The following is a 25,600-nucleotide window of genomic DNA, read 5'->3' as shown; positions in this document are numbered from 1 at the left end:
TCATGATCGGCCGACGAATTGATCTGCATATGTAATGAAACGGTGACAAAAGGGGTAAAGGAGGGAAATAGTGATGGATAAAATGAATACGAGTGAAACAATGAGTATGAATGAAAAAAATGATCCTCGCTCGCGTATCTCATGGAATTTCAATAACAATGCGCAAAAGAAAAAAATAGCGGTCCTAAATGATGAAATTCATTTAGAAGAAAGAACCAGGGAACATCCTTGTTTTGGTCCCGGTGCATGCAGAAATGCCAGAGTACATCTCCCAATAGCCCCCAGATGTAATATCCAGTGCAATTATTGTGTCCGAAAATTCGACTGCTGTAATGAAAGTCGACCGGGTGTTACGTCAAAAGTATTATCGGCAAATGAAGCTTTTGAACAATATATTGAATTGAAAAAACATCTTAAAAACCTGAAAGTGGTTGGGATAGCCGGACCGGGAGATGCATTGGCAAATTTTGAGGAAACAAAAAAAACGCTGAAACTCATTCGCATGTATGATCCGGAGGTTACCTTTTGTATTTCGACCAATGGGTTAATGCTGCCTTTTTATGCTAGGGAATTGGTTGAGTTGGGAGTGACCCATTTTACTGTAACGGTGAATGCTGTAGATGTAGAAATCGGGGCGAAAATCTATAAACATATCAACTATTTTGGAAAGCTATACTCCGGACGAGAGGCAGCGACTATTCTGATGGCTAATCAGCTTGCCGGATTGAAATTATTAAAAGAATATGAAGTGGTTACAAAAATAAATTGTGTTGCTTTGAAAGGAATTAACGACCATCATATTCCGGATGTTATAAAAAAAGTCAAAGATCTGGGTATCTACATGTCCAATATTATGCCGCATATTCCGGTCGTTGGTTCAGTATTTGAATATTTAGATACGTTGAAGAGTGAGGATATTGATGAATTGCGAAATGTTTGTGAAATTGACCTTAAGCAAATGCGCCACTGCAGACAATGCCGGGCGGATGCTGTAGGAACGCTTGATAATGACTTATCCCTATCTGAAATTTATCGGCAGTGTTCTACGAAATGTACAGTGAAAGAAAAAATGAAACCGAAACAAAACCTTAATTCATCCACGTATTCTTCTGATGAAGAACGTAAAAAACGTGATCGTTCACACTTAAAACGCTATGCGGTTGCCACAAGCAATGGGGCAATCGTAGATACACATTTCGGTCAGGCTGAAGAATTCTATATTTACGAAAGTGACGGTAAAACCACACAGTTTGTTGAGAAGAGAAGGGTTGAGCATTACTGTAACGGTTATGATGATTGCCAAAAGAGAAAAGAAGATAAGTGGGAGGGAATATTGAAAACGATCGTTGATTGCAGCGGGGTTCTGGCACTGAGAATTGGCAAAGTGCCCAATAAAAAGCTGTTGGATATGGGCATTGATCCTATTGTGACTGTTGATACTGTTGCCCATGCCGTTAATCAGGCGGCACAGTCGGCTCGCTCATTCAAATGATAGACAAAAAGTTCCGAATGTTTAAAATGAACAAAAAATAGTGTTTGCGTCTATGCCAAACCGCAATGAACAAGAAAGCCGCTTTGTAAGCAGCATTTCACAGAAAATGAAATCAAAACAAAAGGAACTGATTGAGGGTGGTAGGCCATGGAAAATTTTGATCTGATCGATGATCAAACGATCCGGGTACGGACAGGTGGTGTCTTCGGTTCTATAGAATCTTATCGTTGCTATTCGACCGGTGAGTTGGAAGGTATCCAGTTATCTGATAAAATCATGATCGTCACTCAAATTGGCGAATTAGTTCCTTTTTATACCGAGACGGCACGCAGGAAAAACAAATATTCGATTGAGTTTTATAAGGACGCGGCGATCAAAGCAGTATCTTTGGAAAACCAACAGGAAATTTACACACCGATCGGAGACTTTCCGGCCGAATTTGTCACTTTTTATAATACCGGAGAATTAAACCGTTTTTTTCCTCTTGATGGGAAAATCAGCGGATTTTGGACGGAAGACGATGAAAGATCCTTGCAAACGCCACTGACTTTTGATCTGGGCTTTACTAAGTTTAAGGCGTTCATTAATTGTGTTGCACTGTGGAAGGATGGTGGCATTCGCAGCATCACTTTATTTCCGGGGGAAGTGATTAATATAAAAACAGCTCTCGGAGAAATTGCGGCAAGAAACGGGTTTTCGTTGTATCCGTCGGGAGAACTGGAATCATTAGAACCGGCGGGACCCGCTATTGTCCATACGCCGATCGGTTTAATGACAATTTTTGATCCGGATGCTCTTGGCATTACTGCGGACAGTAACTCGTTAGTCTTTGATAAAAAAGGACGTGTGATTAAACTGATCACATCAGAAAACAGGATCGATGTTCGGAATGAGGAAGGTTATTTAGAGAAAATCGAACCAAAGCTTGTTGTTAATCAGCTTGATGGCGAAACGATGGTTCGCAAAGGAATCGCCATTTGCTTTAATTATGAAAGGGATCAGGTTGTCATGAACAATGGAGATGGAGAATGTTGTTTTTCTCTTTCGAATTCCGGATTTACGATTGAAACGGTAGAAAATCCTTATTGGACATGTTCGCCGTCACAATGTGCGGGATGTTCAATGGCGACTTTCTGTTTTAAGAGTTAGTGATCAGAAGACCTGGCTTCATCAAGCCCTTGCGTAAGGTGAAGGCTTAATCTTTAGTTGTGACGGTCATGGATGGGGCTAAGGTCCGATGAACCGCAGGAAGCAATTCGCAGGATACGGCGGCTGTGACGTTGTTCATAGGCTGAGATGATTTTCGCGTTTCGTACAGGACATACGCGTGCTTAGCGAAGGCTCCTTTATTTGCCGGATCACTCACCTGCCCCGCTAATCGTCTAAGATTTTACTTTCTTATTTTGTATAAAAATAGATTGATAAAAGCATTTGTTTGCAGATGTTAAGGGGGAGCAAAAAGATTTAGGGAGGATGTTCATAATGATCAGAGCAAAAAAAACGATGGATGGGAATACCGCTGCCGCATACGCGAGTTACCCTTTTATTGAAGTTGCGGCCATCTATCCGATTACGCCTTCATCACCTATGGCTGAAGCAACAGAAATCTGGTCTGCCGAAGGGCTGAAAAATATATTTGGTGAACGCGTGCATATTTACGAAATGCAGAGTGAGGCAGGCGCGGCGGGAACAATGCACGGAAGTTTAAACGCCGGTGCATTGACGACGACCTATACCGCCAGCCAGGGCTTACTGTTGATGGTCCCGAATATGTATAAAATCGCGGGAGAACTGCTTCCCTGTGTTATTAATGTTACGGCACGCGCGCTTGCTTCCCATTCGCTGAGTATTTTCGGCGATCATCAGGACGTATATGCATGTCGGCAAACCGGTTTTGCCATGCTTGCAGAGTCAAATCCGCAGGAAGTTATGGATCTGACGCCGGTCGCTTATCTGGCCACATTGAAAGGAAGAATTCCTTTTGTAAATTTCTTTGATGGCTTTCGTACCAGTCATGAAATCCAAAAAATCGAATCCTGGGATTACGCGGAACTTGCGAAAATGGTTGATCAGGACAGTCTGAGCGCATTCAGAAACCGCGCCTTGAATCCCGAACACCCAACGATGCGCGGCAGTCATCAAAACGACGATGTGTATTTTCAAAATCGCGAAGCCTGTAATTCGTATTACGATGCATTTCCTGAAATTGTGGAAGATTATATGAATCAAATCAATCAGAAAATCGGTACGAATTACAAGCTGTTCAATTATTATGGCTCTCCCGAAGCGGAGCGTGTGATCATTGCCATGGGTTCCTTCTGTGACGTCGTTGAAGAAGTTGTCGATTATTTATTGGCGCAGGGGGAGAAAATCGGCCTGATCAAAGTTCGCTTATATCGACCGTTCTCTGTCGCTCATTTTCTCGATGTACTTCCGGAGAGCGTTGTAAAAATTGCTGTGATGGATCGAACCAAAGAACCGGGTTCGTCCGGAGAGCCACTGTATCTTGACGTCATCAGAGCGCTTTATGGAAAAACGACTGCGACAATCGTTGGCGGTCGTTATGGTTTATCGTCTAAGGATACACCACCGTCAACCGTTTTTGCAATTTTCGATGAGTTAAAAAAAGAAAAGCCAAAAGAACAATTTACAGTTGGAATTGTTGATGATGTGACCCATTTAAGTCTTAATGAGCGTACCGATACTCCGATTACCACGCCGCCGGATATCTTTTCGTGTAAATTCTGGGGTATTGGCGGTGATGGGACGGTCGGGGCAAATAAAAATTCAATTAAGATTATTGGTGATCACACCAATAAATATGTTCAAGGTTATTTCCAGTATGATTCGAAAAAAACCGGCGGGGTCACAATCAGTCATTTGCGTTTCGGCATTAGTAAGATCAAGTCCCCTTACTATGTCAGAAAAGCCGATTTTGTCGCCTGTCATAATCCGTCTTATATTGAGAAACAATTTCGCATCGTTGAGGATGTCAAACCCGGCGGTACTTTTTTGATTAATTCTCAATGGACAGATGAACAGTTATCGGAAAAGTTAGGCACGGATGCCGTCAAATATATTGAAGAAAATCAGATTCAGGTTTATGCAATTAACGCGACGGATATTGCCCGTAAAATAGGCATGGGAAAAAGGACAAATACGATTTTGCAAAGCGCTTTTTTCACACTTTCAGAGATTATCCCTCAGCAACAGGCAATTCGGCTGATGAAAGAGTTTGCCTATAAAAGCTATGGAGCAAAAGGTGATCACATTGTTCAGGCAAATTATGAGGCGATTGATGAAGGTACGAAGAATATTCGCCGCGTCAAATTACAGTCAATCAGCTCAAAAAAAACATATCATTTTTCTTTGAAGGCCGATACAAAGAATTCAGATTTAGTCAATATGGTAGAGCATATCCAGCATCCCGTCAGCCGTATGGAGGGAGACGATTTACCTGTTTCGGCATTCGTTCCTCATGTGGACGGCACTTATGAGCTTGGTGCGGCGGGCTTTGAAAAAAGAGGCGTCGCAGTCGAGGTCCCTGAATGGAATCCGGATCTGTGCATTCAATGCAATCGCTGCGCCTTTGTTTGTCCGCACGCAGCTATTCGTCCGTTTGCTTTAACGAATGAGGAAGCAGGTGCACTGCCAAGTCAGGCGAAAATCACGCCAATGAAGGGAAGAGGCGTAGAAAATTATCAATATATTCAAACGGTTAGTCCTCTCGATTGTATGGGCTGCACGGTCTGTATCGATTCTTGTCTGAAACCCGGTGCATTGACGATGAAGTCACGTGAAAGCCAGATGGATCAGCAGCCGGTATTCGACTACCTGGTTGACCACGTCGATAAGAAACCGGGCATGATGAACGCCTCAACAGTGAAAGGAAGCCAGTTTAATAAACCGTTGCTTGAATTTTCTGGGTCCTGCGCCGGTTGCGCGGAAACATCTTATGCACGGCTGATTACCCAATTGTTCGGTGATCGAATGCTTATCTCCAATGCGACAGGCTGCTCTTCGATTTGGGGAGGTCCGGCGGCAGCTTGTCCCTATGCAACAACCTTGGATAATAAAGGGCCGGCATGGTCCAACAGTTTGTTTGAAGATAATGCGGAAAATGGTCTCGGCTTGTACCTGGGACAGAAAGCGATCCGTGAACGATTAATCAAGCTCGTGCGCGATCTTGCCAATTCAGTGGATGATCCAGCATTGAAGAAAGCGGCTGTCGACTATCTGCAATCGAAAGACGACGGAGAGAAGAATAAAAATGCGACAAAGACGCTTCTCAAAGAATCAAAGCGCCTCTCTGATCATGATGAACGCTTGAAGATACTGATTAAGAATAAGGACTATCTTGGTAAAAAATCAGTCTGGATCTTCGGCGGCGATGGCTGGGCGTATGATATTGATTCGGCGGGCTTAGATCACATACTTGCTACCGGAGAAGACGTAAATGTATTTATTTTTGATACGGAAGTTTATTCGAATACCGGCGGGCAGGCATCGAAAGCGAGCCGTATCGGTCAGGTTGCACAGTTTGCTCATTCAGGGAATGAGCGTGCGAAAAAAAATCTGACGGAAATGGCCATGATCTATCGCAACGTGTATCTTGCGCAAGTTTCCATGGGCGCCGATTTGAATCAAACACTGAAGGCTATTGTTGAAGCAGAAAGTTATCATGGCCCTTCGCTGATCATCGGTTACTCACCTTGTGAGATGCACGGCATTAAAGGAGGTATGGCGAATTCGCAAAAAGAGATGAAGCGAGCAGTTGAGACCGGTTATTGGCATAATTTCCGATTTGATCCGAGAAATAGTGCCAATGGAAAAAATCCGCTAACCATCGATTCGCGAGAGCCAACAGGTGATTATCTCGATTTTATTAAAAACGAAAACAGATATACCCGTCTGCAGCGAACCTTTCCTGAACGGGCGGAGAAGCTATTTGAACAGGCAAGAGTAATTGGTCAGACACGCTATCGTTATTTAAAGAAATTACAGGCCCTTTATGAACCGAGTGAATCGTTTGATTCGATGCCAACAAAATAATAAATAGAGGAGTAGGTGAAAATGGCATATAAAATCAACGAATTTTGTATCGGCTGCGGTGCATGTGAATCGGAATGCGGGAGCGAAGCGATCTCTTTTGATGGTGTCCAGTATACGATTGATCCTGCACGTTGCACGGAATGCGGAATTTGTGCAGATGTCTGTCCGAACGAAGCGATTGAGCCGCCAAAATAATCATTGTATTTGTAATTGCCCAACATAGGGAGTAGAGGGCACTAGCGATTCAGCAGGAACAAATTTCGTGGATTTCGGATCGAAGGAGGTAATCAGGGTGTTCACTATGCTTCGGGAAGACTTGGCAAATGTATTCGATCAGGATCCGGCGGCGCGAAGTAAATTAGAAGTCATCCTGACTTATTCCGGGATGCATGCTATTTGGAATTATCGTATTGCTCATTGGTTTTGGAAAAAACATTGTTTTTTCATCGGTCGTGTACTGTCCCAGTTTGCGCGTTTCATGACAGGGATTGAAATTCATCCCGGTGCCGTTATCGGAAGACGTTTTTTTATCGATCACGGGACAGGCATTGTGATTGGTGAAACCTGTGAAATCGGTAATGATGTAACTTTATTTCAGGGGGTTACGCTTGGAGGAACAGGAAAGGAAAAAGGGAAACGGCACCCGACAATTGGTGATGATGTATTGATTTCCTGCGGAGCTCGTGTACTTGGATCGATCATAATCGGCAATCATTCAAAAATCGGCGCAGGGTCTGTCGTTCTGCACGATGTACCGTCGAATGCAACCGTTGTCGGTATTCCCGGCCGAATTGTCCGTCAAAATGGATTGAAGGTGCACCAGCATGATCTGGATCATACAAATCTTCCAGACCCTGTTGCAGACAAATTAAATGAGCTAGAAAGACAGATTTGTGATTTAAGGGAGCATGTCATGGCAGCACACATTGAATATAAAAGGGAACATTCAAAAAAGCAGATTGAAAGCACGAGAGTACTCTACAAATAAACTCTGATTATCAATGGAGGTTCTCTTAAGCTGAACTAAGCGAACGAAAAAAAACGATAGCAGTACGGCTTATGGCTTGATCATTTGGAAAAATTACTGAAGGGCATTTATAGCAGCTCGCTGTCAGTGAATAATAGAATTTTTAAACTATGGGGATGATAAAATGGTCAAGATCATCGATCGAACTTTATCTTGTCTGGATGATTACTCGATAGATAAAATTTCACTGAAGCGATTATTGACTTTGTTGTTACAAATAAACTGCGATAAGGTTGAACTCTCAGAAAAAATCTATCAAGCTATAAAACCGCTTCCGCCACAGGAAAACTATGTGCTAAGAATCAATAATCTTTCGAATCGAGATAGATATCCGGAATTTAATGAATTTGTTTGTGAAAATTTCCATAGTGTTGAAGACCAATCCGTAACGACAGAAATTAAAATTGATCATGTTACTGAAGTTGACAAGTTGAACCACTATTTCCAGTTTCGAAAGATACGGGTCAGCGGATTGGATGATGCGATGCTCCACGACTATGAAACGATTTTTAAAAAGATTCGCGGGGTGACTGGTGAGACAATAGAATTTTGCCCGATGAATCGGCTTAAATGTGCGACTGCAATCGCTTCGGAATGGGACGTTTCGTGCAACAATGCAACGATTGTCACTTCATTTGGTGCGTTAAAGGATTGTACGCCGCTTGAGGAATTGATGCTCACTCTTCATATTCATCGACGGTTAATAGATAAGTATGAGTGTCAGAATTTTTTGCGAATAAAGGAATTGATTGAAAGCATCATACACGTTCCTTTTTTGAAACACAAGGCAATTATCGGGAGCGAAATTTTCCATGTTGAATCGGGTATTCATATCGACGGTATTCGAAAAAATCCATATTGTTATGAGCCTTATGATCCGGAATTCGTCGGTCAAAAGCGGCAGATCATTTTAGGAAAGAAAAGTGGGAGGGCATCAATTGTATTAAAAATAAAGGAGCTGAATCTTAACTTAGACGAACGGCTTTTGCCGCAGATTTTACAAAAGGTCAAAATGTTAAGTATCAATAAAAACGATAAAATAAGCGATGCGGAATTCAGAAAAATTGTCGACGAAGTCGTCAAAATGGGCTGTGTCAATTAATGGGAAGGTAGAATCTCTTAAACGATGAATCAGGAGATGAGTTCGATGAAAGAGCGAAAATATATTGTTGATACCACTTTAAGAGATGGCGAACAGTCCCCGTCGGTAAATTTTACGCGTCAGCAAAAAATTACCATTGCTTCTTTGTTGGATAATGCCGGCGTCAGCCAAATTGAAGTAGGCATACCATCAGAAAGCACCTATGAAAAAGAAACCATTTGTCAAATCATTGAAAATATGAAAAATGCAAAGATAGCCGTCTGGTCCAGACTTTCATTGAGCGATTTACAGCACTGCATTGACTGTCGGCCGGATATTATTCATATCAGTATCCCGGTTTCAGATGTTCAAATTCATTCAAAGCTTCAAAAGGACAAAAATTGGATACTGGAGCAATTATTTGCTTGTCTGGAGCTGCTGATTAATTATCGAATGAAAAATATATCGATTGGCTTTGAAGACGCTTTTCGTTCAAATGATGAGTTCATGAATCAAATTACTGCTATTTTGCTGGATTTTAACATTAGAAGAATTCGGTTATCAGATACGGTCGGTATCGCAACCCCTTCTTTATGCAGATATAAATTTGGACAATTGTCGCTGTCTGCCAAGCCTCAACCGGAGTTTGGGTTTCATGGACATAACGATTTGGGCATGGCATTGGCCAATACCATTGAATCTCTAAAAAGTTTCTGCAGCTATGCGGATACAACATTGCTGGGTATTGGGGAAAGAACAGGAAACTGCGATTTTTTACAGCTGATTCGCATTACTCGGCCCATCTTTAATTTTGGAGTGTCTATTGAAAAAGCAGAGAAACTCCCAAAAGAATTTTTAAAAATCACGAGTCTGGCATAACGTAACCATACACATCAGCGTTCAAAAAGGATTAAAAATCAGAAAAAATAGACTGCTTTCGCTTACTTTATTCACTGAAAATTGCATTTATTTCAATGGTGATCATTTTCTATGAAAATAGAAACGGCACCTTTATTTTTGTAGAGGAGCGATAACGATCAGTTAAAATATGCATAAAACGGGGGATGGACTACATGGCTAAGATCGTCGTGTTTTCATCGGAAAACGGGCTGTGCTCATTTAGAGTGGCCGATCAATTGATTGTTTATGAAAAGCTCGAAACAAGATGGGGAATTAAAAAGAAAATAAAAGTAAATAATCAACAGCCGCGCTCTATTCAGGCACAAAGAAAGTATGTTGAGGATCTGCTTCCTTTAATTAAGGATTGCAGAATTCTTGTCGGGAAAGAGATTAGCGGAATTCCTTTGGTCGTTTTTGATAAAGCAGGGTTTCATATTTTTCAGGCAAATCAAATATCGGATGAGCATTTTGAAGAAGTCATCAGGGAGATTCATTCGATTGAAAGGGACAATAGAGCCAAGAAAGAACTATCGAAAAAAGCAGCTCCGAAATTAACTAAAAACAAAGGGGTCTATTTTTTAGATTTGATCAAGCTTCAGGAGCAGTTCCCTGAGGTCACATCAAAACAGGCGCTAAAAGGATTTTTATCTCAGACCCCCTTTTTAGAACTGCATTTATATTGCAGGCACACGCCGCCTTGGATCAAAAAAGACGGCAAATATATCGTTGAGTCTAAACCGGTAAAAAGCGATCAATATATTGTGATCAAGCCAAACCATAAATAGTAAAGGCAGAGAACGGCAGATTTATTTTTATTGTGTTGCTTTTGAATTTTAAAGAACGGACTGTATGCTGTAAAGGCAGTGGATGGCCGGTCCGTATTTTAAAAAAGGCTAATGAAATCGGAGGACAACTATGGAACCAAAAAAGGCCAGAGAATCATTTTCAGTAACATCAATTCACGTTTTGCCAAACGACACAAACAATCACGGCACATTTTTCGGTGGAAAACTGATGATGCATGTGGACAATATTTCATTAACTGCTGCTACGCGTCATTCGCGCAGGCTTGTTGTCACTGCTTCAATAGATTCGGTTGATTTTCTGCGGCCGATTTACGCCGGTTCGTCGGTTTGCTTAGAGGCGTTTGTAACTTGGAGTCACAACACATCCATGGAAGTATTTGTTAAAATAATTGATGAAAATCTCAGAACCGGCGTGCGTCAATTATGCACGACGTGTTTTTTGACTTTTGTAGCGCTTGATGATCATGGGAAACCGACTCCGGTTCCTAAAGTAATTCCTGAAAGTGAGGAGGAGCAGATTCTTTTTGAAAGCGCGGAAGAACGTTATCTGAGCCGAAAAAAACGCAAGCAGCAAACAAAGACGTTTACTTCCGGGTTGACACTTGAAAAGCCTTGGGAATAACTGAGGTTTACATCATTTTGCGCCACAAGAATCTCCAAAGCATGTCCTGCTAATAATGGCCAATAAAATTAAATTGAAGGAAGGTCAAAAGTTGCTACATAACCATTTTAAGGATGGAACAAAAGAATTAACCTTATTACAAACAGATTTTTAGCAGGTAACAATCGAACAAGATTGTACGACTTATACGAGTCAATGGAAATCCTGTTGGGAAAGCATATTTATCTGATCAAATAATTGGCCCTGGTCATGTCTGTCATGAGCATGGCTGATTATTTTTTTCAAGAATAATGGCCAATTGCGGAGAATGCGTGCCAAATGGATCGCAATAGACACACAGTTTTATTCATACGCGTACAGGAAAAGCTAAAGTTTCCTCATCGATTTTTTATTTACATGAAGTCCCAGTACATTAAAATCGACAGTTTCTTTAATTTATTGACCTTAAATCACTTTATTTTGTTACAATATAATCATTACATCACTGTGTGCGTTCCATGCGAGAATGGGGGAAATTCCGTATGTTGTTTGTGTTAGTCGGTCTGATCATAGTTATTGTCTTTATTGTTGCTTATGGCACTTGGATGAGGAAGAGAACGTTTGGCGCTATTGATGAGTCGGAGAAGCGCCGAGTGGAACTCATGAATCGTCCGATAGCAAAAGAGCTTTCGAAAATTAAACAGCTTAATATGGCCGGAGATACAGAAACAAAATTTGATAAATGGCATAAGGACTGGGATACGATTATGAGTCAATCGCTTCCCGGAATCGAAGAGACACTCTTTAATGCGGAAGAACTGACGGAAAAGTATCGCTTCCACAAAGCAGAGCTTCTTATTAAAGAAGTAAACAAAAAAATGGATACGATTGAGAAGCATATTAAGGAAATCTTAAGCGAATTGAATATCATCGTAGAGAGTGAAACGAAGAATCGCGAAGATGTTACGCCGATTAAAGAGATTGTCCATCAAATAAAAAAGGACATTATTACAAAACGAAGCCAATTCGGCCGCACCCTCTCCGTGCTCGAAAGTTCTATTAAAGAAACTGAAGATAAATTAAGAAAATATGAGTCGGAGACAGAAAATGGAAATTACCTAGATGCACGGCAAATATTAATCAGTGTCAGAAAAGATGCCGATCAGCTTGATGATCAGATCAAACGCGTTCCCGAATTGTATCGCGATCTTGAAAAAACCATTCCGGACCAGATTCGCGAGCTGCGGCAGGGCGAGCAGGAAATGAACGAAAAGGGCTATCTGCTGGTCCATTTGCAAATGAACAGTCAGCTGGAAGAGGCAGAGAAGCATCGGCAACTGCTTGTAACGGCAGTTGATCATCTTGAACTTGATGAGGCGGATGAGGGATTGAAAGGTGTCCATGAACAGTTGGACTGGCTCTATGCGCAGCTTGAAAGAGAAGTCGTCAGCAGGCGCAGGCTTCAAGAAATAACACCGCCGATTGAGGAACATTTGGATCGTGTTGAGGGAAAGATTAAGCAATTGAATGATGAAACCGAAAACATCAGGGACAGTTATCATATTACCGATGAAGATCTGAAAATGCAGCGCGATCTAAGTAAATCGTTTCAAAAGCTGGAAAATACATTCACTGAATCGCAAGGTAACGAAAACGAAGAACCGTTCAGTGTGATCTTTACGAAACTCGAACGCTTAAAAAAAGAATTGACGGACATGGAGACAGTGGCAGACGAATTTAATGCTAAAATCAAAGCGCTGCGTAAAGATGAGATGAATGCACGTCAGCAGATTCAACAGTTAAAGCGCCAGTTATTTGAAACAAAACAAGTGATTCTTAAGAGCAATCTGCCAGGTGTGCCCGGCTCCTTTGCAGCGGCACTTCAAAAAGCAGGCGAACAGCTTAAGTCCGTGTACCGGAAATTGGATGATAAGCCATTGAATATGGCAATTGTTCAGACCTTACTGGATCATGCCGGTGAAGACATCGATGACGTCTTTCATCAGGCGGAGAAATTGGTTGATACAGCAAAATTTGCTGAGGAAATGATTCAGTACGGCAACCGTTACCGAACAGATAATCCGGAGATTGATCAGGCTCTAAAAACGGCAGAACAGTATTTTAGAAATTATGACTACCAAGCGTCGGTAGAAACTGCGGTACGTGCGGTTGAAAAGAAAGAGCCGAAGATATTGAAACGTGCCGAACTATTTGCCGACCGCCAAGCGTGAATGATGACAAAAATGAAAAACTCATGTTAAGATTCAGGCAAGGTGGGCAGTAATGAATTAAAGTCAAATGCCGAACTTTGCGGTTTTCTGAAAGGAGTCACCTATTTTCATGATTTATTTAGATAACAGTGCAACGACACAACCGTATCCGGAAGTTATGGACACTTATCGAACGGTTTCTGAATACTATTTTGCAAATCCGTCGTCACTCCATAGTTTAGGCGGAAAGAGTGAACACCTTCTTACGCGCTCGCGCGAACAGGCGGCCGCGCTTCTTGAAATCGAACCGAATGAAATTGTGTTTACTTCCGGAGGTACCGAGGGGAACAATCTTGCGATTAAAGGTGCGGCATTCGCTTACCGGAACCGAGGCAGACATTTAATCACTACAACAATTGAGCATGCCTCGGCCGGCAATGCATTTGCTCAGTTAGAAGCACTTGGATTTGAAGTCACTTATTTGCCGGTCAACAGTGACGGCCGGGTATCGTTCGATGAATTTATAAAAGCATATCGCAAGGATACGATTCTTGTGTCCATAATGCATGTGAATAACGAAGTCGGTACGATTCAGCCGATCGAACAAATCGGCAATTTTTTAAAGCAAAAACCGAAGACCGTTTTTCATGTTGATAATGTTCAAGGCTTTTCAAAGGTTCCGCTGCATTTAAAGGAAAGCGGTATTGATCTGTGTACGGTTTCCGGACATAAAATTCATGGACCAAAAGGTACCGGGATACTCTATGTACGTAAGGGAACACAGCTTTCTCCGCTGTTTGCCGGCGGCGGTCAGGAGCATCAATTCCGGTCAGGTACTGAAAATCTGCCGGGCATTTGCGGGATGGTCAAGGCGCTTCGCATGACCCTGGAGAATGAGCGCGAGGGTATTGATCATTTAATGAAGCTGCAACAGCAGCTATTTGATGGATTGGCGAAGATTGAAGGAGCTGTTGTTCATACACCGAAACATTTTTCGTCTCCTCACATTGTCAATGTGTCGTTTCTTGGAATTAAATCGGAAGTGCTGGTGCATATCTTAGAAAAAAATGACATTTATGTGTCGACCAAATCTGCCTGCTCGTCAAAAGAAAGCGGAGCAAGCGGTACATTAACAGCGATGGGCATATCAGATCAAGAAGCAGAACAGGCAATACGGATCAGCATGGCCTACGAGACAACAGAATCGGATCTAGGTGTGTTTCTGCAAACACTGACCGAAAAAGTTGGCCAGTTAAAGACTGTAATGAGGTGAATTGAGTGATTTATGATTATTTGGTGGTTCGTTTCGGAGAGATCACCTTGAAAGGCAAGAATAAAAAACAATTCGTTATTAAGCTGGAAAATGATGTACGCGAAAAGCTGCGCCAATTTCCTCAGGCAGAAATTAAACGCCATTTTGATGACCTGGAAATTAAATTAAATAATGAAAAGTCAGCCGATGTACTCAATGTTTTGAAAAAGGTTTTCGGTATTCAGAATATCTCACCGGCGATTAAAGTAGGTACAGATCTTGATGAAATCCGTGCAGGCGTTCTTAGAGTAGCTGAACAAGAAAAAGGTGCACAGACATTTAAAATTGCTGCGCGTCGAAAAGATAAACGTTACCCGATCCATGGAAGCGAGCTGAATCAAGATCTGGGCGGAACTGTATTGAGGCATTGTGATTGGCTGAATGTTGATGTACACAATCCGGACTTGATGATACGCGTTGAAGTCGGCTACCATGAAGCACGTATTTATGGAAAAGAAGTTGTCGGGGTCGGCGGACTTCCGGTAGGCACAAGCGGTAAGGTTATGCTGCTCTTATCCGGTGGAATCGACAGTCCGGTTGCTGCCTATTTAACAGCAAAAAGAGGAGCTTTGATTGAAGCGATTCATTTTCAGAGCCCGCCGTATACAAGTGATCGTGCCAAACAGAAAGTAATCGACTTATCGAAGAGACTGCGTGAGTTCGGCGGCAAATTTGTCCTGCATCTTGTCCCCTTTACGAATGCGCAAGTTGCGATTCGCGATGCGGTACCTGAAGATTACCGAATCACAATTATGCGCCGCCTGATGTTTCGTATTGCTGAAAAAACAGCTTTGAAACGAGGAGCGATGGCACTCGCGACAGGTGAGAGCCTGGGTCAGGTGGCAAGTCAGACGCTGGAGAGCATGAATACAATCAATGCGGTCACTAATCTGCCGATTCTCCGTCCATTGATTGCAATGGACAAACTTGATATTGCTCAGATTGCAAAGCAGATTGATACGTATGAAATTTCCATCCGTCCGTACGAAGATTGCTGCACAATCTTTCTGCCCAAAGCGCCGAGAACACGGCCGGATCGGACTCATGCAGAACGCTTTGAACACAAGCTTGCTGTTGATGCATTAGTCAATGAAGCTGTTGAAGGTATAGAAACGATCGTTATTGATTCAGGTTCAACTCAAGACGCTGTGAGCGAGCTCTTATAATCGGCAGCCAGTTATTGAATTGAAATAATTACCATTCCTCCTTGTGCATGTAGAACTCAGACTCTGCACAATATAATGGCACAAGGAGGTGAGAGACATGGCAGAAAATAATAGCAATCAGATCCTTGTTCCAGGTGCGGAAAAAGCACTTGAACAAATGAAAACGGAAATCGCTTCTGAATTTGGTGTACAACTTGGCCCTGATACAACTTCACGCGCTAACGGTTCTGTTGGTGGTGAAATTACGAAGCGCCTCGTAGCAACTGCATTGAGCAGCGGCAAGTTCTAATCTGGAATGAACCTTCAAAAAAGATCTTTAAAGAGCGGCTTCGGCCGCTCTTTTTCAATTTGTTGAATTTACTTTAAACTGTATGAATCGAGTTGACAGAAAAAAGAATGCCTATTGACTATTTCAGGTATTTCCTCTAGAATACACATTACATACTTTACTGTGCTAATGAGATGAAGCGATTGAAGGTTTCTTTTTTTATACGATAAGATCGTTTATAATTTTAAGGATTATAGTTTAAGCGGTCCGGCAGAACGCCGCTTCCTGCGGCCTACCGGGCACCAGACCTTCCACGGCTGTCGCAACGAATCCTTTGCATTCGCCAGAGGCTTGGCGAATGCAAGTTTTCTAATCCATTTCATACATAATTAAATAAAGAGAATGAACCTTGAGAGGAAGAAACGACTGATGTCACAACCCTATATGTTTGAAAAACCGCTCGGGCTGAGAGATACACTACCGCGAGCACAACAGGAAATTTCACGATTAGAGCTCATTTTTCAGCGTGAGCTGCAGCGCTGGGGTTACGATTTTATTAAGACTCCTGCTTTGGAATATGCGGAAACGATTGGTCGGGCATCAGCGATTGCTGACAATCGTCTGTTTAAATTTCTAGACGCTGAGGGGCATCCTGTGGTTTTACGTCCCGATATGACAACGCCGATTGCCAGAATAGCAGCATCCAGCTTAAGGGATGCACCTCTTCCCCTTCGTCTGGCGTATACGGCCGACCTTTATCGGAGCCAGCGCAAGGAGGGCGGCCATCCAAGCGAATTCGAACAGACGGGAGCAGAGCTTATTGGCGACGCAACCCCCTATGCGGATGTTGAAGTGATTTCATTAATGATGAGCCTTCTTGAAAAAAGCGGACTCGCATCGGTGAGACTCGCCGTCGGTCATGTCGGCTTTGTGAATGCCTTTTTCTATGATCTTGTTAAAGATAAAGAAATTGTAAAACGGCTGCGGAATCTGCTGTACAATAAAAACGATGTTGGTTTTCATGAATATGTCGCATCATTGAATTTGCCGGATAATGCGTCAAAACGGCTGAATACATTCGTTGATTCCCGAAGAATGAATAATGAAGAAACATTGGCCTACATTGAGACCCTGGTATCGGGCTCCGCGACGCCGGTACATTCCTATTATCGGAATATTTTAGAATTGATTCATTTACTTAAACTGGATCATTTGGAATCACGGATTGATTTAGATATCACACTTGTCCCTCATTTAAGTTATTACACCGGATTCGTTTTCCAAGGGTTTGGCGGCAATCTCGGCTTCCCGGTTGCGAGTGGAGGAAGATATGATGACCTGCTTGCAAAATTTAATCGTCCATGCCCCGCCACCGGATTTGGAATTCGGCTTGACAGGCTGATGAGTGCTATTAAAATTCCTGAAGATAAAAGAGCCAAACGCAAAAGTGCAGTCATCTATAATCGCGAAAATGCAGGAACTGCGATGCGATTTGCTGCTGAGGAAAGAGAAAAAGGCCGCGCCGTTGTTCTGCAGCATGCCGATGGGATTGACAACCCGGATCAATTCGAACAGCAGTTTGAAACGGTTAACTATTTTTTGGATAGAACGGAGACAGGAGAATGAATCAATCAGTAATAACGATAGCGATGCCTAAAGGAAGAATTTTCGGTGATGCATGCCGTCTCTTAAGAAATGCCGGATTTCAGCTGCCGGATACGTTTGAAACAACAAGGAAGCTGATTCTTGATCTGGAATCCGAGCCGTTTCGTTTTATTCTCGCAAAGCCTGTTGATGTGCCGACTTATGTTGAATATGGGGCAGCAGATCTTGGTATTTCCGGGAAAGACGTACTGCTTGAGAGTGGAAGAGATGTTTATGAAATGGTCGATTTGGGAATCAGCAAATGCCATATGGCGGTTGCCGGACTTCCGGCTCATCAAAATCATAATCCATTTCTTAAGATCGCGACAAAATATCCGAATATTGCCTCCGATTTTTATCGCAGACGCGGAGAACAGGTGGATTTGATCGCCTTGAATGGTTCTATTGAACTGGCTCCTATTGTGGGCCTTGCCGATGCCATTGTCGATATCGTTTCTACAGGGCAGACGCTGAAGGAAAACGGACTTGTAGAGTATAACCGGCTCCTCGATATCAGTTCAAGACTGATTGTCAATCCGGTCAGCTATCGTTTGAAAAAAACACTGATCGATCAAATTGTTGAAAAAATGATCAGAGCAACGGAGGGGACCAAGATTGGAATGGATTAAGGATGGAAATCTGGATTTCTTAAACAAAAGAAAAGTAGAGGCTAAGGAAGAGGCACAAAAGTCGGTTGCGTCCATCATTGCAGCAGTAAAATCTGATGGAGACGAAGCGTTGAAGAACTACACGAAGCAATTTGACGGCATTGACCTTGATTCCATTCGTGTGACTGAGGAAGCGATGCATGAAGCCGCATCCCGCGTTCCGGAACAGGTGTTAAAAGCAATCAAACAAGCCGCAAGCAACATCCGTGCCTTTCACGAAAAACAAGTACCGAAGTCTTGGACAGAGACTGTAAAAGAGGGAGTTGTGCTTGGTCAAAAAGTAACCGCACTAGACTCAGTCGGCGTCTATGTCCCGGGTGGCACAGCTTGCTATCCGTCATCGGTTCTTATGGGCGCTATCCCCGCACTTGTGGCAGGGGTCAAACGCGTTGTGCTTGTTTCTCCCCCGCAAAAAAACGGGTGGATTGCAGACGGCGTACTAGCTGCGGCACTGGAGATCGGTGTTCATGAAATCGATCAGGTCGGCGGCGCACAAGCCATTGCGGCACTGGCTTACGGAACAGAGTCCATAAAACCTGTGGACAAGATTGTCGGACCCGGCAATCTCTATGTCATGCTTGCGAAAAAACATGTATTCGGTGATGTCGCGATCGACAGCCTTGCAGGTCCAAGTGAAATTGCTGTTGTGGCGGATGAGACGGCCGATGCTTCATGGATTGCGGCGGATCTCTTATCTCAGGCTGAACACGACCGGCTCTCTATGCCGATACTTGTGACAACTTCCGAAGCGTTTGGAATTAAGGTAGAAAAAGAAGTTGAAAAACAGCTTCAAGAGTTGCCCCGGGTTGAGATTGCCTCCGCTTCGGTATATAAACAGGGAAAAATCATTTTGGCAGCAGATGGTCACGAAGCTGCGGCAGTCATTAACAGGATCGCACCAGAACATCTGGAGCTTGCAACGCGTGATCCGCATGAAATTTTTGATTTGATCCATAATGCAGGAGCTATTTTCTTGGGCAAGTACAGCTCGGAACCGGTCGGTGATTATTTCGCGGGTCCGAATCATATCATTCCGACCAATGGTTCGGCACGCTATGCCAGTCCTCTTGGCGTCGAAAGCTTTATCAAACATTCAAGTATTATTGAATACAGCGATGAGGCACTTCAAGCGAACGGACAGGCAATTGCTGCATTTGCCCGTTTTGAGGGGCTGGAAGGGCACGCACGTGCAGTAGAAAAAAGAATGAAAGGTGCGGTGATTCATGGATAAAAGGACGGGCTACGTGGAACGTGATACTTTTGAGACACAAATTAAGTTAAAATTTTCCATTGACGGAAATGGCGAATCACATCTTGAGACAGGTGTGCCTTTTCTGACTCATATGCTTACGTTGTTTACCAAGCATGGGTTGTTCTCACTTGATGTGGATGCACAAGGCGATACTGAGGTCGATGATCATCATACGACCGAAGATATCGGGATTTGTCTCGGTAAAGCGATCCGTGAGGCCGTTGGTGATAAAAAGGGCATCAATCGCTACGGCTATGCGGTTGTTCCGATGGATGAGGCACTGTCGGAGGTCGCTATTGATTTAAGCGGGAGACCTTATTTTGTTTTTAACGGGGAACTTCCTTCACAGAGGGTCGGAACATTCGATACAGAGCTTGTAAAGGAATTTCTTGACAAATTATGTATCGAGGCTCAGATGAATCTTCATGTGACCATTCGTTATGGAGAAAATACCCACCATATGATTGAATCGGTATTCAAGGCACTCGGTCGCGCCCTTGACGCAGCGACTGTTCAAAATCCAAGAATTCAAGGGGTTCTGTCGACGAAAGGAACACTGGGATGATCGGAATTGTAGATTATGGCATGGGCAACCTGTACAGTCTCAGTCAAGCATTGAAAAGGCTTGAACAATCCTATATTATCAGTGATGACCCTGGCGAACTGGACACAACCGATGGATTGATTTTGCCGGGGGTCGGCGCTTTTAAGGATGCCATGGGCTTGCTTAAAGAGAAGCATTTGAGTGACTATTTAAGTCGTTGTGCACAAACAAAACCGCTGCTTGGCATTTGTCTCGGTATGCAGCTCCTGTTTGATGAGAGTGAAGAAGGTGTTCTGACAAAGGGGCTCGGCCTGATTCCCGGCCGCATCTTTCGTTTTCCAGGTGTAACGAATGAAGGCGTTCGCTATAAAGTGCCTCATATGGGTTGGAACACATTGACTTTTGTCAATTCCCAGTCTGCCTTGATTCAGGGGCTGGAACCAAATTATGCGTATTTTGTTCATTCTTACTATGCAGACCTGAAAAACAGCAATACGCTGATTGCTGTCGCAGATTACTATGGTCATGTACCTGCCATCGTCGGCAAAGGCCTCGTATTTGGTACTCAGTTCCACCCGGAAAAAAGTGGTGTGTTCGGTCAAGCCTTGCTAAAAAATTACTTGCGGCTGGTGTCCCAAATAGATGATTCATGTTCATGCGGAGAGGAGAAGTGCTGATGTTCACAATCTATCCTGCGATTGATTTAATTGACAGCAAATGTGTGCGGCTGTTTCAAGGAGATTATGATCAATCCACGATTTATGGTGACGATCCCGTCGCTATTGCGCGTTCCTTTTTCGAGCAAGGAGCTGAATGGCTTCATGTCGTCGATCTTGACGGAGCGAAAGCAGGAAGCCCGGTCAATCATGATTTAATTACACAAATGGCTGCAGAGGTGCCGATCAACATCGAGGTCGGAGGCGGCATCCGTTCGATTGAAACAGTGGAAAACTATTTAAATCAAGGGGTTAAACGTGTGATTTTGGGCAGTTCGGCAATCAGTGATCCGGAATTTTGTAAATTAGCGTTAAGCTGCTATCCAGAAGCTGTCGCTATTGGACTGGATGTGAAGAACGGCAAGGTAGCGGTTCGGGGCTGGCTTGAGGTCTCTGATTTGAGTGCTGCCGATCTCGCCAAACGATTGATTCAGGAGGGTGCCCGGCAGTTCATCTATACGGATATCTCAAGAGACGGCGCGCTTCAAGGCGCTAATGTTGTGGCCGCCGAACAGCTTGCCGACGAAATCGGCAAGCCTGTTGTTGTCTCGGGGGGCGTGACGACACTTGAGGAAATCACGGAGATGATTGGTAATCGCCGAGTAAGCGGCGCGATTATCGGCAAAGCGCTCTATACGAACCAGATCGCGCTCAGCGATGTGATCAAGGCGGTGAAGCTCTGATGCTCGCAAAACGAATCATACCGTGTTTGGACGTGAAAGACGGCCGTGTGGTCAAAGGAAAACAATTTGTGCAATTGCGTGATGCGGGCGATCCTGTGGAACTTGCCATGTTCTACAATCATGAAGGCGCGGATGAACTTGTTTTTCTTGATATATCGGCATCGAATGAAGGACGAAACACGATGGTCGAAGTCGTGAAGCAGGTTGCGGCCAAACTCAACATTCCGTTCACGGTCGGAGGCGGCATCCGTTCATTGGAGAATATTAAAACCCTGCTGCGCGCAGGCGCCGATAAGGTATCCTTGAACAGCTCAGCCGTAGCGAATCCTGAATTGATCACTGAAGGTGCCAATTTTTTCGGTAATCAGTGTATTGTGTGCGCGATTGATGCACGGCTGAATTCGGAAACCGGTACATATAAGGTTTATACTCATGGCGGACAAAAAGAAACACCGCTTGACGCTGTTGTGTGGGCGAAGAAGGCGGTTGATCTCGGCGCAGGAGAAATCTTGCTGACAAGTATGGATCAAGATGGTGAAAAGAATGGATTTGAACTGAATCTGACGAGGAAAATCAGCGAAGCGGTTGACGTTCCGGTCATCGCTTCCGGAGGCGCCGGGAAAGCGTCCGATTTTCTTGATGCATTTGAAGAAGGCAAAGCGGATGCCGCGCTTGCTGCTTCGATTTTTCACTATAAAGAAACATCGGTAGCGAGTGTAAAGAAGTTTTTAAAACAAAAAGGAGTGGCCATTCGATGAATATCGAAACACTGAAATTTGATCATAACGGACTTATTCCTGCAATTGTTCAGGATGCTCAAAGCAAAGAAATCCTGATGATGGCTTATATGAACAAGGAATCGATTGCAAAATCACAGGAAAGCGGCGAGACGTGGTTCTTCAGCCGCGAACGCCAGGAACTGTGGCACAAAGGTGCGACATCAGGCAATACGCAGAAAATTGTTGACTGGTCGGTGGATTGCGATGCTGATGCGTTACTTGTCAAAGTAAACCCTGCCGGTCCGGCGTGCCATACAGGAAAATACAGCTGCTTCGTCCCGGAAAAGAGTGATAAGCAGGAAGCTGTTGCAGCCGGAGCCGACCGCTTTGAGATTCTTTCCGAATTGGAGCATGTTATTGCCGAGCGTGAAACAGAACGTCCAGAAGGTACGTATACGACGTACTTGTTCAACGAAGGAATTGACAAGATCCTTAAGAAAATAGGAGAAGAGACATCGGAAGTCATCATTGCTGCGAAAAACCGATCGGTCGCCGAATTGGAATGGGAAGTGTCCGATGTCATCTATCACACCTTAGTGATGCTGCGCGAACAAAAGGTCGGATTTGACCGCGTACTGCGCGTTCTGGAAAAGCGGCACCGCGACAAGAGCGAATTCCAGCGTGAGAAAGCAAAAGATATTGACTAACTATTTTTTCTGCCCGGGAGGATGACCTCTCGGGTTTTTTACAAAAAGGAATTATAAAAGGGATAAGAAATAAGTAGGTGCCTCGTATAAGAAAAGCTACGGTTTGATCTGCGATAAGATTTATCCAAACTAAGATCTTTTTACATGTTTTGGGTTGATTTGCCGGATACTATCTACAAAAGCATGAAAAAGGAGCGTTTGCGGTGCGCCTGCTTATCATTTTTTCGGCAGTGTTTGTGAGTCTCTTGGTGCTCGTTTTTTTTATCATTATGAGAAGTACACTCACAATCCATGTCAAATTCCTGATCAGTATGCGCCGGCTGCAATGGAATACAGAATTTTATTTGTGGGGAAAACACATTTGGACAATTAAATCAGGTAAGCAAACAGAACCGGTAAAGAAGAGCACAGGAGCGACGGTAGATAACAAAGATGCACGCAACCGTCAAAAAATTAATCCGAAATTATGGCAGAAACAGATGGATCAAAGCCTTGATTTGCTGCGCGCATGGAAACTTGACGAGCATGTAATTGTTAAACATGTAGTTTGGGTGACGACCTGCGGTACCGGTGATGCAGCGGAAACGGCTTTGCTCAGCGGTATCATTTGGTCCATTAAGGCATCAATTTTGCCATGGATCGCACAATTTTGCAGTGACCATCCGAGAATTAATGTTGTACCGGCTTTTCAAAGAAAAACGCTGAATTCAAATCTTTCATGCATGTTTCAAGTGAAGATCGGAGACGCTATAGCTATGATCAAGAAAATCAGAGGCCAGTGGAAAGAAGGTTAAACATATGGCAGATCATCCGATACAGGGTTTGATGAAGACCGCGCTTGAAAGCCTGCAGGCCATGGTAGATGTCGGCACAATTGTCGGAGATCCAATTGAAACCGAAGATGGGCATACCATTATTACTTTGTCAAAAGTAGGGTTTGGTTTTGTTGCCGGCGGCAGCGAGTTTACAACAAAAAATGAAAATCAGGATGAGGATTTAACCGAAGATACCGAAGCCTATTTGCCGTTTGGCGGCGGTACGGGCGGCGGCGTTTCCATTACACCGATCGCCTTCCTGATTATCGGGCGCGAGGGTGTCAAGACCATTCATTTGGACAACACAACTCATTTATATGAACGATTAATTGATCTTGCTCCGCAAACGATTGAAAAGATTAAAGAGGTTATTGAAAAGAATGGCGGAACTGGCGCTTCGAAACGAAAGAGACGCAGAAATGATTGGCAGGACGATGATGTTTAACACGAATAGCTTTTTCTGATGCAGAATGATCATGGGCTGTCATTCTGTTTTTTTCGTGCGTAAAAAATTTTAATGAAAATTCTTTGCGTTTCAAAATAGATAGACTCAGTGGAAAAAGAAGCACTTATAATATGAGAGATATGAAAATATTTTTCGTCTGATTGAAACAGATGGATCAGCATTTACGTAAATAGTGACGATTGTTCATGAACGTATCACTGTTGTGTGACAATTGCCCTGTATCCGTTTTTAGTCTATAGTAAATATAGGAGTGAGCGTGATCATGACTGGAAGAAGACGAATGAAAGATGAGCAGGGATGGATGTCTCAGGTATTTACATTAATTAATATGGGCAACCTTTTGTTAAAAAAGATACATAATCTCTATCAAACCAGTCAGTACTCGCCATTTTATGGTCAAATATATATGACGAATTCAGGAATTAAGCGGGTAATCTTTTCAGCTTAGCTGTATAATATACATTGTAAGCGCTTTATACTTGGGGGATATCATTTTGCAGACAACGATAGTAAGTGAACTCTTTTCAGTATACGATCAAGCAGCACTTTTTATTAAGAAAAATAAACAAACGGATTATTTAACCGGTTTATGTGAAGCTGCTGAGGGATTGGCTCAAGACGCGATCCATGATGATAAACTGGCGGATAAGCTAAAACCTCTTTATGATCGTTATTACAGCCAAACAATGACTGCTGAAGATGTCAGGCGTGCCCTGCAGCTTGCCATTCTAAAGGGAATGAAAGCCTCGCCGCAGCCGAATCATGAGTTGACTCCGGATACTTTAGTACTTTTAATCGGTCACATGATTACCATGCTTGAAGGAAAAAGGCCGTTCTCGATACTTGATCCTGCGGTTGGAACGGCAAATCTATTAACCGGTATTTTGAATCAGTCGGAAACCGATGAGATAAAAGCCTATGGCATCGATGCGGATCCATTGTTAATCCGTCTTGCGGCTGCAAATGCAAATCTGCAGCAAAAAGAAATACAGCTCTTTCATCAAGACGGGCTGAAACCAATTCTGATCGATCCGGTTGATGTTGTCGTCTGCGATGTTCCTGTCGGTATTTATCCTGATCAAGACTCAGCAAAAGTTTATACATTAAAAGATGTTGCTGAAAAGCCACTGACTCATTTTTTATTTATAGAGCAGGGACTGAACAGGTTGAAGACGGAAGGATATTTTCTTTCACTTGTCCCAAATCATCTTTTTTCCGATGATCGCAACCACGTTTTTCATGATTTTCTTCAAAGAAATGCAACGATTCTTGCGTTGATCCAGCTTCCGTCTTCTCTGTTTACTAAGGCAGATCAAGCAAAGAGCATCCTTTTGATGCAGAAGAAATCGGGAGAAGCGGCACTGACCAAGCAAGCACTTCTTGCAGAAATGCCTGATTTCTCAAATGAAGTGAAGATGCGCAAATTCGTGCAGCAGCTGGATCATTGGTTTCTGCACCGTTCGGTTTAAGA

Annotated in this window: 25 protein-coding genes; all 25 read left to right on the top strand. The window is 43.3% G+C overall.

The window, feature by feature from the left end; translation table 11 throughout:
* Positions 1 to 73 precede the first annotated feature (73 nt).
* The gene (gene nifB / locus NIE88_RS03645; RefSeq protein WP_253058918.1) at positions 74 to 1,492 is read left to right on the top strand and encodes a nitrogenase cofactor biosynthesis protein NifB; all 1,419 of its coding nucleotides are present in this window, start codon (positions 74 to 76) and stop codon (positions 1,490 to 1,492) included.
* A 147-nt stretch (positions 1,493 to 1,639) separates the two neighbouring features.
* Positions 1,640 to 2,641 (top strand): hypothetical protein, encoded by a 1,002-nt coding sequence (locus NIE88_RS03640; RefSeq protein ID WP_253058917.1) that lies wholly within the window; start codon positions 1,640 to 1,642, stop codon positions 2,639 to 2,641.
* Between the two features lie 333 nt (positions 2,642 to 2,974).
* Entirely contained in the window at positions 2,975 to 6,544 is a 3,570-nt protein-coding gene (nifJ, locus tag NIE88_RS03635; protein WP_253058915.1) for a pyruvate:ferredoxin (flavodoxin) oxidoreductase, read from the top strand.
* 21 nt (positions 6,545 to 6,565) lie between these two features.
* On the top strand, positions 6,566 to 6,739 hold the full coding sequence (gene fdxA, locus NIE88_RS03630) for a 4Fe-4S ferredoxin (RefSeq protein ID WP_253058913.1): 174 nt from the start codon (positions 6,566 to 6,568) through the stop codon (positions 6,737 to 6,739).
* Between the two features lie 106 nt (positions 6,740 to 6,845).
* Positions 6,846 to 7,532: a serine O-acetyltransferase EpsC gene (gene epsC, locus NIE88_RS03625; protein ID WP_253059229.1), complete on the top strand. Its 687-nt coding sequence runs from the start codon at positions 6,846 to 6,848 to the stop codon at positions 7,530 to 7,532.
* 163 nt (positions 7,533 to 7,695) lie between these two features.
* On the top strand, positions 7,696 to 8,673 hold the full coding sequence (locus tag NIE88_RS03620; protein WP_253058911.1) for a homocitrate synthase/isopropylmalate synthase family protein: 978 nt from the start codon (positions 7,696 to 7,698) through the stop codon (positions 8,671 to 8,673).
* 45 nt (positions 8,674 to 8,718) lie between these two features.
* On the top strand, positions 8,719 to 9,531 hold the full coding sequence (locus NIE88_RS03615) for a hydroxymethylglutaryl-CoA lyase-like TIM-barrel protein (RefSeq protein ID WP_253058909.1): 813 nt from the start codon (positions 8,719 to 8,721) through the stop codon (positions 9,529 to 9,531).
* Between the two features lie 194 nt (positions 9,532 to 9,725).
* On the top strand, positions 9,726 to 10,337 hold the full coding sequence (locus tag NIE88_RS03610; protein WP_253058907.1) for a Fe-only nitrogenase accessory AnfO family protein: 612 nt from the start codon (positions 9,726 to 9,728) through the stop codon (positions 10,335 to 10,337).
* Positions 10,338 to 10,467: 130 nt separating this feature from the next.
* On the top strand, positions 10,468 to 10,980 hold the full coding sequence (locus tag NIE88_RS03605) for an acyl-CoA thioesterase (protein WP_253058905.1): 513 nt from the start codon (positions 10,468 to 10,470) through the stop codon (positions 10,978 to 10,980).
* A 521-nt stretch (positions 10,981 to 11,501) separates the two neighbouring features.
* Complete coding sequence (locus NIE88_RS03600) at positions 11,502 to 13,190, top strand: septation ring formation regulator EzrA (protein WP_253058904.1); 1,689 nt, start codon at positions 11,502 to 11,504, stop codon at positions 13,188 to 13,190.
* A 109-nt stretch (positions 13,191 to 13,299) separates the two neighbouring features.
* The gene (locus NIE88_RS03595; RefSeq protein WP_253058893.1) at positions 13,300 to 14,442 is read left to right on the top strand and encodes a cysteine desulfurase family protein; all 1,143 of its coding nucleotides are present in this window, start codon (positions 13,300 to 13,302) and stop codon (positions 14,440 to 14,442) included.
* Positions 14,443 to 14,447: 5 nt separating this feature from the next.
* Complete coding sequence (gene thiI, locus NIE88_RS03590; RefSeq protein WP_253058891.1) at positions 14,448 to 15,647, top strand: tRNA uracil 4-sulfurtransferase ThiI; 1,200 nt, start codon at positions 14,448 to 14,450, stop codon at positions 15,645 to 15,647.
* A gap of 97 nt (positions 15,648 to 15,744) precedes the next feature.
* On the top strand, positions 15,745 to 15,936 hold the full coding sequence (locus NIE88_RS03585; RefSeq protein ID WP_093671926.1) for an alpha/beta-type small acid-soluble spore protein: 192 nt from the start codon (positions 15,745 to 15,747) through the stop codon (positions 15,934 to 15,936).
* Between the two features lie 408 nt (positions 15,937 to 16,344).
* The gene (locus tag NIE88_RS03580; protein ID WP_253058889.1) at positions 16,345 to 17,541 is read left to right on the top strand and encodes an ATP phosphoribosyltransferase regulatory subunit; all 1,197 of its coding nucleotides are present in this window, start codon (positions 16,345 to 16,347) and stop codon (positions 17,539 to 17,541) included.
* Positions 17,538 to 18,188 carry an ATP phosphoribosyltransferase gene (gene hisG, locus NIE88_RS03575; protein WP_253058887.1) on the top strand — a complete coding sequence of 217 codons (651 nt, stop codon included), beginning with the start codon at positions 17,538 to 17,540 and terminating at the stop codon, positions 18,186 to 18,188. Before NIE88_RS03580 ends, hisG begins: the two co-directional genes overlap by 4 nt.
* The gene (gene hisD / locus NIE88_RS03570; protein WP_253058885.1) at positions 18,175 to 19,458 is read left to right on the top strand and encodes a histidinol dehydrogenase; all 1,284 of its coding nucleotides are present in this window, start codon (positions 18,175 to 18,177) and stop codon (positions 19,456 to 19,458) included. The genes hisG and hisD overlap by 14 nt, the downstream gene beginning before the upstream one ends.
* Positions 19,451 to 20,044, top strand: coding sequence for an imidazoleglycerol-phosphate dehydratase HisB (hisB, locus tag NIE88_RS03565; protein ID WP_253058883.1), 594 nt, complete (start codon positions 19,451 to 19,453; stop codon positions 20,042 to 20,044). The genes hisD and hisB overlap by 8 nt, the downstream gene beginning before the upstream one ends.
* Positions 20,041 to 20,700 carry an imidazole glycerol phosphate synthase subunit HisH gene (gene hisH, locus NIE88_RS03560; RefSeq protein WP_253058881.1) on the top strand — a complete coding sequence of 220 codons (660 nt, stop codon included), beginning with the start codon at positions 20,041 to 20,043 and terminating at the stop codon, positions 20,698 to 20,700. Before hisB ends, hisH begins: the two co-directional genes overlap by 4 nt.
* Positions 20,700 to 21,422: a 1-(5-phosphoribosyl)-5-[(5-phosphoribosylamino)methylideneamino]imidazole-4-carboxamide isomerase gene (hisA, locus tag NIE88_RS03555; RefSeq protein ID WP_290446291.1), complete on the top strand. Its 723-nt coding sequence runs from the start codon at positions 20,700 to 20,702 to the stop codon at positions 21,420 to 21,422. Before hisH ends, hisA begins: the two co-directional genes overlap by 1 nt.
* Positions 21,422 to 22,180 carry an imidazole glycerol phosphate synthase subunit HisF gene (gene hisF / locus NIE88_RS03550; protein WP_253058877.1) on the top strand — a complete coding sequence of 253 codons (759 nt, stop codon included), beginning with the start codon at positions 21,422 to 21,424 and terminating at the stop codon, positions 22,178 to 22,180. The genes hisA and hisF overlap by 1 nt, the downstream gene beginning before the upstream one ends.
* On the top strand, positions 22,177 to 22,848 hold the full coding sequence (hisIE, locus tag NIE88_RS03545) for a bifunctional phosphoribosyl-AMP cyclohydrolase/phosphoribosyl-ATP diphosphatase HisIE (protein ID WP_253058875.1): 672 nt from the start codon (positions 22,177 to 22,179) through the stop codon (positions 22,846 to 22,848). Before hisF ends, hisIE begins: the two co-directional genes overlap by 4 nt.
* Positions 22,849 to 23,051: 203 nt before the next feature.
* The gene (locus NIE88_RS03540; protein ID WP_253058873.1) at positions 23,052 to 23,642 is read left to right on the top strand and encodes a DUF2953 domain-containing protein; all 591 of its coding nucleotides are present in this window, start codon (positions 23,052 to 23,054) and stop codon (positions 23,640 to 23,642) included.
* Between the two features lie 4 nt (positions 23,643 to 23,646).
* Positions 23,647 to 24,108, top strand: a complete 462-nt coding sequence (gene ytfJ / locus NIE88_RS03535) for a GerW family sporulation protein (protein WP_253058871.1) — start codon at positions 23,647 to 23,649, stop codon at positions 24,106 to 24,108.
* Between the two features lie 283 nt (positions 24,109 to 24,391).
* Positions 24,392 to 24,577 carry a hypothetical protein gene (locus NIE88_RS03530; RefSeq protein WP_253058869.1) on the top strand — a complete coding sequence of 62 codons (186 nt, stop codon included), beginning with the start codon at positions 24,392 to 24,394 and terminating at the stop codon, positions 24,575 to 24,577.
* A gap of 46 nt (positions 24,578 to 24,623) precedes the next feature.
* Positions 24,624 to 25,598, top strand: coding sequence for a class I SAM-dependent methyltransferase (locus NIE88_RS03525; RefSeq protein ID WP_253058867.1), 975 nt, complete (start codon positions 24,624 to 24,626; stop codon positions 25,596 to 25,598).
* Positions 25,599 to 25,600: the final 2 nt, after the last annotated feature.

It is taken from the genome of Sporolactobacillus shoreicorticis, assembly GCF_024125445.1.
Taxonomy (GTDB): Bacteria; Bacillota; Bacilli; order Bacillales; family Sporolactobacillaceae; genus Sporolactobacillus; species Sporolactobacillus shoreicorticis.
The sequence above is the reverse complement of the archived record's forward strand: the minus strand, read 5'-3'. Positions and strand labels throughout refer to the sequence as shown.